The organism is Deinococcus aestuarii, assembly GCF_018863415.1.
In the GTDB taxonomy this organism is placed as follows: Bacteria; Deinococcota; Deinococci; order Deinococcales; family Deinococcaceae; genus Deinococcus; species Deinococcus aestuarii.
Window position 1 is genome coordinate 78405 of sequence record NZ_JAHKSN010000021.1, and the last position, 13115, is coordinate 91519.

Genomic DNA, 13115 nt, shown 5'->3' on the forward strand with positions numbered 1-13115 from the left:
CCGCCGACGCTCCGCGCCTGAACAGCCCCCCAGGGGTCGGGCTGGGCACATCCGGCGGGACACCACCACCGTTGGGCGGTCAGGTGCAGCCTGGTCGGCTCCCGGCCCCGCGGCAGGTCCCACAGCTTGATGGAGACGTGGCCGTCGCGGCGACGGGGCCCTCCACAGGAGCAGGGCTCCGAATCAACCGTGAGGGTGCCCGTGACCAGGCCCACGGCTTCCCCCAGGACGATGAGCTGGGGGAGGCCGGGAACGTCGGTTTGAGGCACTTTTTTAGGTTAACATCAGATGAAGCCAGAAAGACGGGCGGGTGCCCAGCTAGTTAGTGTGTTTTTTTCTGGGACAGCCCCCGGGCGGGTGGAGAAGGCTTTGGGTCAGGACGGAGTTCCAGCCTGCTCAGCGGTGCAGGGGCGGGAGCCGCAGGCCCCTCAGCAGCACGTTGTGGCCGGCGTTGACGTCGGCGTGGACGGTCCTGCGGCACCGCGGGCAGGAGAAGCGCCGGCCCTCCCGGCGGCCCCGGACCTCCACGCCGTCGCGCTCCAGGCACCGCGCACAGGTCACGCTGGTGTAGGCCGCCGGCACCCGGCGGAAGACGACCCCCGACGTGTGGAGGAGCTGGCTGAGGTGGCTGAAGTGGTGGTCGTGGACCGCGCGTTCCCGGGCGGTGTGGACGAACCCGGGAGACATCCCGCGGTGGGTGAGCCGCTCGGCGTAGACGTGGCTGGCCGTGCAGTTGAGGAAGCCGATCACGCGCTCGGCGTCCTGGCGCCCCGACGCGTACACCAGGTGGTGCAGCAGGCGCCGCGCCGGGGCGCTCAGCGTGACCCGGCCCAGCGAACGCAGGTGCTCGAGCGACGTCGGGGGGAAGATGCGGCTCTCACCCGTGCGGTCGTACGCCACCGTCAGGGGGTCCAGGCCCAGGTCGAGGCCGACCGCCACCTTCACCCGGGTTCGCCCGGCCGGCCGGTACGAGGCGCGGAACGTCAGGGCCAGCATCCAGTGTCCCCGCGGCGTGAGGCCCAGGTACGTCTCCCCCGGCCACCACTCGGCGGCGTAGGTCCGGGGCGGGACCACCAGCCGCGGCTCCCGGTCTCCCGTCCGCCCGGCGCGGACCGTCTCCTCCAGCAGCGCCGTGAACGACGTGACGGTCCAGGTGCCGGCCGGCCGCCGCACCAGGTCGTACAGGGGGCCGAGGTGGCCGTACTGGGAGAACTCGGGCGAGCCGGCGACCAGGGCGCAGTAGGCGTGGGTCGGCAGGTGGTTGAGTTCGGCGTGCAGGACCTCACCGTCGATCCGGAGCTCCTCGTCGGAGAGGACGAGGAGCTCCGTCGTGGGCCGGACCTGCCACACGGCCTCGGTCACCGGACCACAGAGTGTGTGGCCCCCGGCGAGCGGTTGGAGCCGGCGCGTGAGGCGCCGGACGGCGGGGTAGCTGGGCGTCTTGATCTGCACCCAGTAGCGGTCGGGGTCGTGTCTGGCCATGGTCGGGACCTCCACAAGGGGCCAGGCCACCCGGGTCGGGTGGCCTGGGGGAACGGCGTTCAGCGCAGGACGAGGACGGGCAGTTCGAGGGGCTCGTCGTCCTGCAGGTGGTAGGCCCGGACGGAGAGCGACCCCTCGAGCCAGCCGGCGGTGAGCAGCGGGGACCGGTCGTCGCACAGGCCCTGCCCGGCGGCGGCGCCCACCCAGGCGAGGACCTCCCGCAGGTCCGGGGAGCGGCTGTCCGGCGCCACCCGCCACACGCCCTGCCAGTCGATGCGGCCGCCGTGCTCCGCGACGAGGGCGTCGACGTAGCCCAGCAGGTACCGGGTGTCGTAGGCGTAGGGCTGGGGCGGCGGCTCCGCCCAGCGGGGGCCGTGGGGCGCGGCGTGGTGGACGTGCAGGGTCTCCCCTATCCGCTCCCCGAAGGTCACCCCCCATTGGGCGCGGCCGGTCAGGTACAGCTGCCGGATCAGGGCCCGGCGGGCGTGGGGCTCGACGACCACGGCGGAGAGGGCGGATTCCGCGTCGGGCGGGGGGGTCGGGGCGGCCTGGGCGAGGCCGAGCAGGCGAACGTGGGCGCGGGTGAGGGGCGGCGGTGTGGGCATGGGCGGCTCCAACGGCCCGGAGGGACCGGAGTGGGAAGTCAGTCGCTGGCGACTGCCTCCTCCCCCTCACCCGGGAACCGGGTGAATGCTTTGCTCCGCCGGTGAGCGGGTGCCGCTCCCAGGCCCGGCACCAAGAAAAGCGGGCGACGTCGAAACGTCGCCCGCTCTGAACCGCTTCCTACCGGGCGAACTTCGCCCCGGCGGGCATCGAGGCCGGCGCCCACCAGATGAGCGACTTGATCAGGTCGATCGTCGTCTTGCGCCAGCCGGTGGGCACGGAGTAGTCGGGCGCGTAGTACAGCTCGACGGTGTTGCCTACCGCCTGGCCCACCACCTTCCGTGCCCCCGCGTCGTCGCCTCCGTACTGCAGTGGGGCGAGGGTCTTGGTCCCCGCGTTGTACAGGAACAGGGCCTGTTTGCCGCTGCGAGCGACGCCCCCCACGTTCACGGCCTCGATGACCCGGCGCCCGGAGGACCGGATACGGATGTTCACGCCGGCGGACTGCGCGTTGCCGCCCGTACCCGCCCGGGACATCACCGGCACGGTGAAGGACAGGCTCGTGCTCGTGGCGACACGCTCGATGTTGAGGCGGGTATCCATCCCGTGGACGGCGAAGAGGGCCGCGGGATCGGCCGCCAGCTTGCTGTAGTCGAGGGTGACCCGCCCCTGCTGGCAGGAGAACGTCAGCGGCCGGTACCAGGCGTTGACGGTCGCGCTCTGGCCCGCCACCTGCACGACCCTGGCCGCGAGCACACCCTTGGCTCCCTCCGGGTCCTCGCCGTACCCCTCGAAGCTTTCCTTGTACCCGGTCACTTTCGCCGGCGTCTTCTTGGCGCAGTCCAGTTCCAGCACGGCCACCCGTTTGCCGAGCGGGAATCCCAGATCGACGTCGAGGCTGACGGCGATTTGCTGCTGTTCCGGCACCACGTCGATGGCGAACACGTTGGCCCGGGGAGCGGATTGCGCGCCGGCGGCCGTCAGCAGACTGAGCAGGGTCAACCACATCGTTTTTCGCATGCATTCTCCTGGGGGAAGTACTTCCGTATTGTACTACGACTGATAGTACGTCGATCGACTGTACTCGGCCGTCGCCAGGGCGGGACGCTGGGGCGGTGCCCAGTACCAAACGTCCTCCCAGCGCCGACCGGATCGTCTTCGGCTCGAGGCTGAGAGCCGAGCGTCATCGGCGCGGGCTGACCCTCGAGGACGTCGCCGCCCTCGCGGACATGAACTGGTCGTACATCGCGGGCCTGGAGCGGGGCGAACGCAACGTCTCGATCGACAACATGTCCGCCCTGGCGGGGGCGCTCGGGATGCCCCTCTGGGAGCTGCTGCGTCCCAACTGATCTGCGGCGGCGTTCTGAACGACCAGCGTGCCTGGTCCCGGGAACGGCGCGAGGTGGGACTGGGGAGCATTTATTTGTCCGCTCATGTCCACGCCATCCGGGAGGATGTTCGGCACGACCAGCCATCGGGAACTGGCTGAATCAGCCTTTGACGGGAAGGTGAGCGTTGGAGGCGAGGTACGGGATCAGCTCATCCGGGGAGAAGAACAGGTCGGCGTACTCCTGCTGAGCGGTGACGGCCTTGACGAAGCCTTCGTGGGTCTCTATCCCCACGGCGTACGTGTGCGCGTTCTCATCACATCTACCCTGAAACAACCGTTGGGGCTTTCCATCCCATCCGGGACGAAATCCACCCGGCATACCTATTGCACCCTTTCGGGCTCCAGAAGCCGTCGGGTTGGGCAGCAAAACACCGAGTTCAGGAACAGCACCTGCGGCGGCACGAGCGGCTCCGGTCCGGAGGCGCGTCGCTGGAGGTGGCTGGGACCCAGGTAGATGCCCCGTGGATTCTGGCAGCGTCTCCCAGGCAAGAACTTCCGGTTGTCGTCTCCATCGTGCAGCCAGACCCGGATTTCGGGGACCGCAAAGAGAAGGGGCAGCGCCTGCTGGATACCGTGCTGCATGACGTCATGAACCACGCGAGCCGCTTGCGCGTGCTCAGTTCCCGAGGAGGTTTCGTCTCACGCCCCATCCGGGCCGCGCTGACACACTTCAGTCAGGGAGTGAAGACCACCGTCGGTCCGCAGCACGGTCACCGGTTCAGGGTACTTGTCGGCGTTCCGCTGCATCTTCCGGTTCACGGCCTCGGCGATGTCGATGTTGAGCTGGTCGGCGATCTGGATCAGGTAGATCAGAACGTCGGCCACCTCCTCCTGCACGCCTTCCGGATCGGCAGGGCGAAACGACTCGTCTTCCGTGAGCCACTGAAAATGCTCTACCAGCTCGGCGACCTCCACGGTCAGGGCCATCACCAGGCTCTTGGGGTTGTGGTGACGCCCCCAGCCGCGGCGCGCCGAGAACCGGCGAAGGTCCTGTTGCAGTGCCTCTACGTCCATAACTGACACATTTTCATACCCCTATGAGCGCCCTGCACAGGGCCTAGCTCGACAACCAACTGTTCAAGGCCTCCCACTCGTCTGCCGTCACGGCGAAGTTCGTGCCCCGGGGCTGACGAAGAATCGCCAGCCTGTTCAGCGCCACATCGAACTCCAGGTACTTCTTGTACAGGGGACGGTCGAGCAGCACCCGGCTGTAGCGCACCTCGACGCGCGGCCAGACCTGGTGGCCGCCCGCGGACTTCCAGTACTGCCGCCCCACGGTAGAGTCCGGCTGGTCCACCGGGGCGCTGATCACCTCACCTACCGCGTAGATGCCAGACTCCCGGCCCGAGATCCACACCAGCACGCGGTCGCCCACCTTGACCTTGGACGCGTGCTGGCGAAGGTTCCACAGCTCCACCCGCTCGGTGGCCAGCGACGCGGCGATGTCGTACTCCCGGGGGTTGGCCTGAAAAATCCAGGTGGCTGGCGCCGTCGTCTCCTCCTGCACTAGGACGCCACCGGTGTGGAGTGCACGCGTCGCCCGTCACTCCGGATGTAGCGGGGGTAGGGGGGCGCGACGGACCGCCCGTAGAAATGGGCGATCTCGTGGTGGTCCACGTCCCGGCCCTGCCACGGCAGGCGTGCCCGGTGTCCCCCGCGTGCCCGAAGGGTGAGCAGCGCAGAGCGCAACTGCGGGTCGTCGTCGAGGTGGTAGCCGTGGCACTCACAGAGCATTTCCACGGTGTCCCAGCCGTGCGCCTCGGCGAAATCCGTGGTGCGCGCGGCGGCATCCTGAGTCCAGGGCCGTTGGGGATCGCAGGGCAGCACGACATGGCCCAGCGACCCCGGGGCGCTCGCCATCTCCATGGCCCGGCCCATGAACAGCCGGACGCTCTCGCCGCCGTTGCTCATGCCGTAGGGCGGGTTCGTGTAGAACGCGTCAAAAGCGCCCACGAGGTGGGCGGGCACCGCGTCGAAGGCGTTGTACAGCTCGGCGGTCAGCAGGTGAGAGAAACCGTACTCCGCCGCGACCTGCCGGGCCCGCTCGACCAGACGTTCGTCAAAGTCGAGCAGGTGCATGCTCCTGGGTGCCGGCACGAGACCACGGGAGGCGAACATCCCGGTGAGCACACTGACGCCGTCATGGTCGCCCATGAAGACGACGCGCCGATCAGCCAGCCGCGGCGCCACAGCCTTGACGCTCTCCACAAGGTCCACGCCCACCATCGGAATCTGGTCGAACTCGCGCAGGGACGCGGGCCGTGTGGCTTCCCAGCGCCTCAGCAGCGTTGTTTCCGTCGAATGCTGGGTCTCAGGCGTCATGCGGCATTCCTCCCCTGGTAGTGGCGCCACAGGCCCAGGACCTTGACGCGCATCTCGAACAACTCCGTGCTCACTCCGTACTCGCGGGCCACGTCGGCGGCCGCGCGGTTCTTGTACACCGCCTTGGCCACGACGACGGCCGGCAGCAGCGCGGCGGCCCCGGTCTGGTAGGCCTCCGACTCGACGGCGTTGGTGTGTTGCCGCCCCTGACCGTCCCACTCCTCCACCGGATGCCGGTAGTGCAGGTGGCACAACTCCTCGAGCAGGGTGATGGTCCGGCGCTCCGGGGCCATGCTCCGGTTGAGCACGATCACGGGGCGGCCCCCGCGCATGGTGACCATGCCCGAGAAGTCGCTGGGGTCGACGTCCACGGGAAGGTACTCGATGCGGGCGCCAAAGACCACCGCCAGGGCAAAAGGGTCCAGTGGCCCGTCCGGACCGGCTCCCACCCGTGCGCGCAGCGTATCGGCGTTCCTTTGAAGATGTTCAAGGTAGTCGTGCGTGAACGGTGGGTCGGTCTTGGCCATAGGGCTACTCCTGTCTCGTCGCCGGAACGTCGTCGTCGGAAAGCGAATTCAGCAGGTGGTTCAGGGCGTGGGCGATCTGGCGCGACTTTTCAGGCGACAGATTCTTCTTGGCCCGGAAATTTCCCGCGATGCGGTACAGCTCGCTGTCCACCTCTGAGCCGGCGACAGACACGCCGTGGGGCTCAAAGGGGATGGTGTAGGCGGCGCCCTCCGCCCCGGGGATGAGGACCGGCCGCTCTTCCACGATGCGCAGCGAAACCCCCAGGGCGTCGAGGATCGCCTGGGCCCGGTCGACACCCACCTTGGCGTATTCGTTGCGCTCGTCGCGGGAGACCTGTGCCTCGGAGACCCCCAGGCGCTCGGCCAGCTCCTTCTGTGAGAGCCCACGGGCGATGCGGGCATGAACCAGCCAGCGCCCGATGTGCTTGAGGTCGTCCAGGGGGGCCAGGTGGCCGTTCTTGGCGTTCAGGTAGGCGGCCGCATCCTCCTCCAGGCCCAGCAGGAAACTCTCGGTGGCCTGGAGGGCGATGTCGGCGGCCTCCGCGGGAACGCCCTGCTCCTGGAAGCTGGCCCGCTGGGCGTGGAAGTGGGCCCGGCCCTCCTCGATCTGCTGGAGGACCCGCTTGTACTCTGCGTCGTTCCTGATCATTGCACTCCTCCTTGTGGTTGAACCACGACCAGAACGCCCTTGGGTTCATACGTGCCGCGCTGCTGCCGAAAAGCGGCCGGGAAGAGCTGGGGATGCCCGTGCCGACTGGGGATGCCGGAGGGCTGCCCCACATGCGGGTACAACTCCACGTGGTGGCGATGCCACATCGGTAACTGACGTTTCCCGGTGGCGGCGTCCAGCGTTCGCCGGTCCGGATTCCAGTCCCAGAGGCGCGCGGGATCACCGTCGTTGAGCCGTCCCACGAGCGCGGCCAGCTCACGAATGTCGCACTCAAAGTAGCCGTCGATGTCGCTGGGCCGGTCTTTGGCCTCGACGAAGGAGCCGTCGAGCACCACCGTGGTGACCCCGGCCGCCCACAACTGCCGTACCATCACCTCGCAGTGGTCGACCAGCGTCCGGCGCCAGTCCACATCCCATGTCACGCTCGAACCGTCACCCCGGACGAGATGAGAGTCCCGGATCTGGTCGAAGGTGACATGGTAGTCACCCGCCGGCAGCAGGCCGCGCTGGTCGAAGTTCGGGATAGGGTCGATCGGCGGCATACGACAATCTTAACACATAAGTTCACCAAAATAAACTTGCATGTTAAGTAGGGTGCGATGCTGAGGAGGATGCTGACGGGGCGACGTGTTCGACGGTGAGCTCTCAGGTGGGCTCCGCCGCAGATCTTCGTCCCCCCATCTGGTCCAGATGTACGGTGATACCAGGGCCGCGTGCTCAAGCTGCCGGGCCACGTCGTCGAAGCCCTCCCCTTCACTGACCAGACAAGTGGGGACATGAGTTACCGGCCAAGGTGCCAGCCTCGACGCCGCTCTTACGCGGGCGCCTACCCTCTTCGGCCGTTGTCACGTCGGTTTCTCCCGTCTGCGCTCCTGGCCTGAACGGGAACGTTTTTGGATGTTTGGCTACTACGCGGAAGCTTGGAAACCGCCAGGGTCGAGACAGGCCCTACGGCGAGGCCGGCCGAAACTGCTGGCGCAGGGACGCCAGGAACTCCGGGAGTTGGCCGCGCGCCGCGTACGCGCTGGCCTCCCGCACGAGGGAGGTGGCCGAGAGGTCACCCTCCCGGCAGAGGCGTTCGAGTTCCGGCCACTCGCCCTCCCGCAGGCGCCGGAACAGCAGGGTCCTCAGGGTGGGGGCCGCCGCCGTCCACTGCTCCTCGGGCGGCAGCGAGAGGAGCACCTGCTGCTCGGCCTCGAACTGCTGCTGGGCGGCCTGCTCCTGGGCCCTGCGGTCGCGCGCCTGGCGCTCCCGGACGCGTTCCGGCTCCTCGGCAGGTGTCGGGCCGACCCCCTCCGGCACCACGTACTTCTCGGGATGTTCGAGGTAGTCGGCGAGCAGGCCGCCCGGATTGCGCACAGGGGTCGTGCTGACGCTCCGGCGGTGCTCCAGGAAGGTCAGCGCTCCCGGAACGCGGTCCGGGTACTGCTTGGCCAGGACGTTCGCGCGTGGGGCGGAGACCCCGGCCTCCCGCAGGGCCTGCACCAGCGAGGGGTCCGGGGCGTCGGCCGCCCGGAAGACGTAGGTGACGGTGAGCTGACCCCGCCGGCCCTCCGGCCGCACCTCCTCGAGGTAGCCCTGCGCGATCAGCTCCTGATGGGCCTCGTCGAGGGTCCGCAGCACCCGGGACGGTTTGCCGTCGCTGATGCCGCAGGCCGCGCGCCAGTCCTCAAGGCCCACCGAGATGCTCTCGGCGCGCACGCCCGTCTCCCGGTAGCGGTGGGCCTCCAGCAGGCGGTAGAGCGCCCGCGCGGGGGGCTGCTCGATCTGGTGCAGCAGCCGGCCGTCGAGGGCCTGGGTGTAACCTGCCCGGATGCTGGCGGCGAGCTGGTCCCCGAGCTTGATGCTGAGGGTGGCGTCCGGAACGAGCTGCCGGGCCCGGTCCGCGTCGGGGTCGGCTCCCTCGCTCTGGTCCCAGTAGGTGATGCGGTCGATCAGGCGCAGCGTCTGGTTGGCCCAGGTCGTCCGGCCGGTGTCGGCCACCCAGCCCTCGCTGACGATGAACCCGGTCGACCACAGCCGCAGGAGGGACTCGCGCAGCCGGTGGTAGTTCTTGCCGTTGTTGGCGAGGAAGCTGGCCTCCCGCAACTCGTAGGCGCTGGTGTGCAGCCAGTTGTCCTCGGGCGTGCCCTTGAGGCCGAACAGGGTCTCGATGCCGAGGATGACGTTGGTGTCGCCCCCCCGGGGCCGGCCGTCGGCCGAGCGGCCCTCCACCCGGTAGCGGCGCTCTCCGATCTGGAATTCGCTGGTCCAGCGGGTCTCCGGACCCAGCCGGGTCTGGATGCTGACGATGCCGAGCCGCGCGATGTTGCGCTCGTCAAGGAGCGTGACCTGACCCGGTTTTTTGGCTGGTCGCATGGGTGTTGTTCCTTTCTGTTTAAAAGATATAAAAGAACAACAACAAGCGCAGGCGTCTCCCCCCGCCAGGACGGTGTTTTCCGTCCCGAACGGACCAAAGGTATCGCTAGTTCCGGGGGAAACGGACCAAAGGTATCGCTAGTTCTGGGGGGGAAGGGGCCAAAGGTATCGCTGTGGATAACTTTGGCCGCGAAAACACGCCGTAGCGCAAAGAACATCGCCTCAGCCGACAGAAACCCCCAGAACGGACCAAAGGTATCGCTAGGCTCCCCGTTCGCGTGGGACCAAAGGTATCGCTACCCGTGGCGAAAACGGACCAAAGGTATCGCTACCAGGAAATGTCGCTGTAGAGCACCTTTTCTCCCCTCAGACCTGGGACGGACCAAAGGTGTCGCTACGGTGCCGCCCCATCGGCCGACCGTAAGCCGGGCAATTTCGGGGGTCTTCGGTGCCGGTTCGGACCAAAGGTATCGCTATCCGCCGGGCCGCTTTTGCCTGACCTGTGGTGGGGCGCTGTGGCGCGCGGCCGCCGGGCCGGAGTGACGTTAGAATCACGTGATTCCAGAACGGCAGGAGAAGCCATGACCCTGATCACCACCATCCACAGCTACGCAGGCGGCGTGGCCAAGAGCGCCACGGCGCGTGACCTGAGCACCGCCCTGGCCCTCCTGGGCCACCGGGTGCTGCTGATCGACGCCGACCACCAGGCCGACCTGAGCGTGAGCCTCGGCGTGGATGTCGACGAGCAGTTCGAGAACGCGGACGACTCGTTCGCCTGCACCGTCGGACCCGCGGTGCTGGGCACGGGGGCGCTGCCCCGGCCTCGTCCGACCTTCGGCTTCGACCTGATCCCCAGCAGCATCACCCTCTACAACCTGGAAAAGGAACTGAAGGCCGACGTGAGCATGGTCGTCGGCCTGCGGTACGCGCTGGAGGAGGTGCGGGCGGCCGGGGAGTACGACTTCGTCTTCATCGACACCAACCCCACCCTGGGGGACATGGCCACGCTGGCCCTGCTGGCGGCCGACCGGGTGCTGCTGCCTATCCCGCCCAACCGCAAGGGGCTGCGGGCGGGCACCTTCATCCGCTCCCGGGTGGAGAAGGGGCACTACCACCGCCTCAACCCCGGGCTGCGGGTGCTGCCGCCCGTGATCACCCAGGCCCCGAACACCGTGCTCGCCCGGCGGTACATGGGGGAGATCACGGAACAGTTCGGGAGCACGCTCGGTGTGATCAAGCAGCGCCCGGGGCTCTACCCCACGGCGATGGAACGGGCCGTCCCGGTGCCCCAACTCGACCAGGGGGAGGGTCGGGCCGAGGTGATGGCGGTGGCGGAGCGCTTTCTCAGGGAGGTGGGGGGCGACCATGGCGCGTGAGGACCTGCTCGACGGGGGGCTGAGCCGGGTGGCCGCGCAGGGGACCCTGCGCCAGCTGCGGCGCGAGCAGCTCGTGCCGGCCCCCTGGCAACCGCGCCGCAGCTTCGACCGGTCGGCGCTGCTGGCCCTGGCCCGCAGCGTGCGGGCCGAGGGGGTCCGGCAGAACCTGGTGGTCCGCCCCCACCCCACCCGTGGCGGCCACTACGAGATCGTGGCGGGGGAGCGCCGCTGGCGGGCGAGCGACCCGGAGGTGGCGGCGTCCCTGGCCCTGACCCCGGAGGAGGTCGCCAGCCTGGAGGGGGAGGCGCCCCGGACCCTGCCGTGCCTGATCGTGACGCTGGACGACGGGGAGGCCCGGCGGCTCAGCGCCGTGGAGAACCTGCAGCGGGAGAACCTCGACCCGGTGGACGAGGCGAGCTACCGCCTGCTGCTGGTGGTGGATGCGCTGGGCCTGGACGTGGGTGCCGGGGCCACCACCTCCAAGCTCGCCCAGGAGGTGGGGCGGCGGCTGCACGCCCTGCGGAACGCGCCCGACCAGTTTCCGGAGGAGACGGCCGCGCTGCGCCGGCTGTTCGAGCAGCTGGGGACCCTGACCTGGGAGTCGTACACCACCAACCACCTGCCCCTGCTGCAGCTGCCAGACGACCTCCTGACGGCGGTGCGGGAGGGGCGGATCGCGGGACGCAGCGCCCTGCTGATCCACCGCCAGGCCGACCCGGCGCTGCGCGCGGAGCTGCTGGACAGGGCCCTGGCCGGGGCCTCCCTCAAGGAGCTGACCGGTGTGGTCGACACCCACCAGGGCAAGGCCTGGCGCACCCTGGCCGCGGAGGTGCGGGGCCGCCTGGGCGCCCGCCAGCTCGACCGCCTGGACGGCGCGCGCCGAACGCGGGTGGTGGGGCTGCTTCAGCAGTTGCAACGGGAGCTGGATGGAGGCCCGCCGGAGGGCGAGGCCTGAGCCGGGCCCAGACCCTGCAGGGGAGGAGGCGCCCCGCGCGTCTCCTCCCTCAGCTGGGCCCCCGGGATCAGTCCCCGCGCTGGGGTTTGCTGCGGCTGCGGTCGTAACTCTGGCTCAGCGCGCGCTTGCGGGCCAGGGTCACGTCCGAGGCGAAGTCCAGGTCCAGGGCCTCCAGCGCGTCCAGCTCGGCCGCCACGGCCGGGCTCGCCGCGTAGGCCTGCAACCGACCGCGTTGCCGGACCAGGGTCTCCCGCGAACGCTCCACCGCTCCCCGGTCCGCGAAACCCACCGCGTCGCGCCGGGCCCACGCGGCGCGCAGCAACTGCTCGGCGACGCGCACCTGCGCGTTCTCGGGCAGGGCCGCCCACACCTCCGGGCTGATCACCGGCAGGCTCAGCTGCGCCCGCACCCGCCGACGGACGCCGTCCCGGCCGGTCCAGGCGAGGCGCACCCGCGTCAGTCCCAGATCCGGCTGGGGCGGCTGGGCGGGCACCTGAAGGGTGAAGACCAGCTCCACCGGGTGTCCGGCCACCAGGTTCGGGAGCTGCCGGCGGCCCAGGGCCGTGGCGGGGAGGTCGTTGAGCAGCTCGGTGCGGACCTGGCCCAGCGCCGGGTTGGGCTCGACCCCGAGGCTCACCGTGTGCCCGGTGGTGCGCGTGAGGCCGTGCAATTCCGCCGCGAAGAACCCCGGGAGGGCCGCCTCGTCCTCGATGTGCTCGTAATTGCCGTCCCCGGCGTCGGCCATAGCGCGCAGCAGGTCCTCGTCGTAGCTGCGGCCCAGGCCGACCGTGCTGGTCCCGACGCCGCGGGCGGTGAGGGCCCGCACGTGCCCGGCGATCACGTCGGGCCGCGTCTCGCCCCGGTTCGCCCGCCCGTCGCTGAGCAGCAGCACCCGGTTGAGGGCCCGCGGGTCGTGGTGCTGGGCGGCGAGCAGGGCGCCTTCCAGCCAGCCGGCGTGCAGGGCCGTGGCACCCCCGGCGGTGACCGCATCTATCTCCGCGCAGAGGGCCTCCGGGTCTGTGACCGGCTGCGGGGGCAGGAGGGTCTGCACCGTGTGATCGAAGGTGACGACACTCACCCGGTCGTGCGGCGCCAGCGCGCGGAGGGCGACCTGGGTGGCGAGGCGGGCCATCCGAAGCGCGCGGCCGTCCATGCTGCCGCTGCGGTCGATGACGAGCGCGAGGTTCAGGGGCGGCCGCGCCTCGCTGGCCTGCGGGGCGGGCGCGGGATGGAGGCGGGCGAGGACCGGGAGTTCGGTCGCCTGCCCGGCGGGCAGGGCAGGCCGCAGGGGGAGGAGTTCGACCCGGGGCAGGGGGGCGGGATGGGTCATGGGGAACCTCCGGGGAGGCCAGACGTGGTCCTCCGGGTGCAGATGCCGCCCAGCGGGCTGGGCCGTGGCTGAACGGGCAGCCGGGAAAGCGCCCTCGGCTGC

Annotated in this window: 15 protein-coding genes; 3 read left to right on the forward strand and 12 right to left on the reverse strand. The window is 69.7% G+C overall.

Annotation, left to right across the window (positions count from 1 at the left end; translation table 11 throughout):
• Positions 1–396: 396 nt before the first annotated feature.
• From IC605_RS25255 to IC605_RS19440, 3 genes are all read right to left on the reverse strand, one after another.
• A complete protein-coding gene (locus tag IC605_RS25255) occupies positions 397–1482 on the reverse strand; it encodes a zinc ribbon domain-containing protein (protein ID WP_216328074.1) in 1086 nt (361 codons plus the stop codon).
• Positions 1483–1541: 59 nt separating this feature from the next.
• Positions 1542–2087: a hypothetical protein gene (locus IC605_RS19435; protein ID WP_216328076.1), complete on the reverse strand. Its 546-nt coding sequence runs from the start codon at positions 2085–2087 to the stop codon at positions 1542–1544.
• 178 nt (positions 2088–2265) lie between these two features.
• Complete coding sequence (locus tag IC605_RS19440) at positions 2266–3105, reverse strand: hypothetical protein (protein ID WP_216328078.1); 840 nt, start codon at positions 3103–3105, stop codon at positions 2266–2268.
• A 95-nt stretch (positions 3106–3200) separates the two neighbouring features.
• Between IC605_RS19440 and IC605_RS19445 the strand changes: the two genes are divergently transcribed.
• Positions 3201–3434 (forward strand): helix-turn-helix domain-containing protein, encoded by a 234-nt coding sequence (locus IC605_RS19445; RefSeq protein ID WP_216328080.1) that lies wholly within the window; start codon positions 3201–3203, stop codon positions 3432–3434.
• A gap of 141 nt (positions 3435–3575) precedes the next feature.
• On the opposite strand, the gene IC605_RS25260 is transcribed toward IC605_RS19445, so the two are convergent.
• The 8 genes from IC605_RS25260 to IC605_RS19480 all read right to left on the reverse strand — a co-directional run bounded on the left by IC605_RS25260 (position 3576) and on the right by IC605_RS19480 (position 9352).
• Positions 3576–3707 carry a hypothetical protein gene (locus IC605_RS25260; RefSeq protein ID WP_281416435.1) on the reverse strand — a complete coding sequence of 44 codons (132 nt, stop codon included), beginning with the start codon at positions 3705–3707 and terminating at the stop codon, positions 3576–3578.
• A gap of 407 nt (positions 3708–4114) precedes the next feature.
• Complete coding sequence (locus tag IC605_RS19450; RefSeq protein WP_216328082.1) at positions 4115–4489, reverse strand: nucleotide pyrophosphohydrolase; 375 nt, start codon at positions 4487–4489, stop codon at positions 4115–4117.
• A gap of 43 nt (positions 4490–4532) precedes the next feature.
• Complete coding sequence (locus tag IC605_RS19455; protein ID WP_216328083.1) at positions 4533–4982, reverse strand: EVE domain-containing protein; 450 nt, start codon at positions 4980–4982, stop codon at positions 4533–4535.
• Positions 4982–5797: a bis-aminopropyl spermidine synthase family protein gene (locus tag IC605_RS19460; protein ID WP_216328085.1), complete on the reverse strand. Its 816-nt coding sequence runs from the start codon at positions 5795–5797 to the stop codon at positions 4982–4984. The genes IC605_RS19455 and IC605_RS19460 overlap by 1 nt, the downstream gene beginning before the upstream one ends.
• Entirely contained in the window at positions 5794–6246 is a 453-nt protein-coding gene (locus tag IC605_RS25265) for an ImmA/IrrE family metallo-endopeptidase (protein ID WP_216328088.1), read from the reverse strand. Before IC605_RS25265 ends, IC605_RS19460 begins: the two co-directional genes overlap by 4 nt.
• A gap of 82 nt (positions 6247–6328) precedes the next feature.
• A complete protein-coding gene (locus tag IC605_RS19470) occupies positions 6329–6973 on the reverse strand; it encodes a helix-turn-helix domain-containing protein (protein ID WP_216328090.1) in 645 nt (214 codons plus the stop codon).
• Positions 6970–7536, reverse strand: coding sequence for a DUF6932 family protein (locus tag IC605_RS19475; RefSeq protein ID WP_216328092.1), 567 nt, complete (start codon positions 7534–7536; stop codon positions 6970–6972). Before IC605_RS19475 ends, IC605_RS19470 begins: the two co-directional genes overlap by 4 nt.
• 406 nt (positions 7537–7942) lie before the next feature.
• Positions 7943–9352 carry a replication initiator protein A gene (locus IC605_RS19480; RefSeq protein WP_216328094.1) on the reverse strand — a complete coding sequence of 470 codons (1410 nt, stop codon included), beginning with the start codon at positions 9350–9352 and terminating at the stop codon, positions 7943–7945.
• Positions 9353–9933: 581 nt separating this feature from the next.
• Here IC605_RS19480 and IC605_RS19485 point away from each other — a divergent pair.
• Positions 9934–10728 (forward strand): ParA family protein, encoded by a 795-nt coding sequence (locus tag IC605_RS19485; RefSeq protein ID WP_216328096.1) that lies wholly within the window; start codon positions 9934–9936, stop codon positions 10726–10728.
• A complete protein-coding gene (locus tag IC605_RS25270) occupies positions 10718–11683 on the forward strand; it encodes a ParB/RepB/Spo0J family partition protein (protein WP_216328098.1) in 966 nt (321 codons plus the stop codon). The genes IC605_RS19485 and IC605_RS25270 overlap by 11 nt, the downstream gene beginning before the upstream one ends.
• A gap of 67 nt (positions 11684–11750) precedes the next feature.
• Here the strand turns inward: IC605_RS25270 and IC605_RS19495 are convergent, their stop codons facing one another.
• Positions 11751–13013, reverse strand: coding sequence for a vWA domain-containing protein (locus IC605_RS19495; protein ID WP_216328100.1), 1263 nt, complete (start codon positions 13011–13013; stop codon positions 11751–11753).
• Positions 13014–13115 lie beyond the last annotated feature (102 nt).

What these genes read in the sequence shown, in the direction of transcription:
- IC605_RS25255 (WP_216328074.1), bottom strand. Translation starts at nt 1,482, where the DNA reads ATGGCCAGACACGACCCCGACCGCTACTGGGTGCAGATCAAGACGCCC.
- IC605_RS19435 (WP_216328076.1), bottom strand. Translation starts at nt 2,087, where the DNA reads ATGCCCACACCGCCGCCCCTCACCCGCGCCCACGTTCGCCTGCTCGGC.
- IC605_RS19440 (WP_216328078.1), bottom strand. Translation starts at nt 3,105, where the DNA reads ATGCGAAAAACGATGTGGTTGACCCTGCTCAGTCTGCTGACGGCCGCC.
- IC605_RS19450 (WP_216328082.1), bottom strand. Translation starts at nt 4,489, where the DNA reads ATGGACGTAGAGGCACTGCAACAGGACCTTCGCCGGTTCTCGGCGCGC.
- IC605_RS19460 (WP_216328085.1), bottom strand. Translation starts at nt 5,797, where the DNA reads ATGACGCCTGAGACCCAGCATTCGACGGAAACAACGCTGCTGAGGCGC.
- IC605_RS19470 (WP_216328090.1), bottom strand. Translation starts at nt 6,973, where the DNA reads ATGATCAGGAACGACGCAGAGTACAAGCGGGTCCTCCAGCAGATCGAG.
- IC605_RS19475 (WP_216328092.1), bottom strand. Translation starts at nt 7,536, where the DNA reads ATGCCGCCGATCGACCCTATCCCGAACTTCGACCAGCGCGGCCTGCTG.
- IC605_RS19480 (WP_216328094.1), bottom strand. Translation starts at nt 9,352, where the DNA reads ATGCGACCAGCCAAAAAACCGGGTCAGGTCACGCTCCTTGACGAGCGC.
- IC605_RS19485 (WP_216328096.1), top strand. Translation starts at nt 9,934, where the DNA reads ATGACCCTGATCACCACCATCCACAGCTACGCAGGCGGCGTGGCCAAG.
- IC605_RS25270 (WP_216328098.1), top strand. Translation starts at nt 10,718, where the DNA reads ATGGCGCGTGAGGACCTGCTCGACGGGGGGCTGAGCCGGGTGGCCGCG.
- IC605_RS19495 (WP_216328100.1), bottom strand. Translation starts at nt 13,013, where the DNA reads ATGACCCATCCCGCCCCCCTGCCCCGGGTCGAACTCCTCCCCCTGCGG.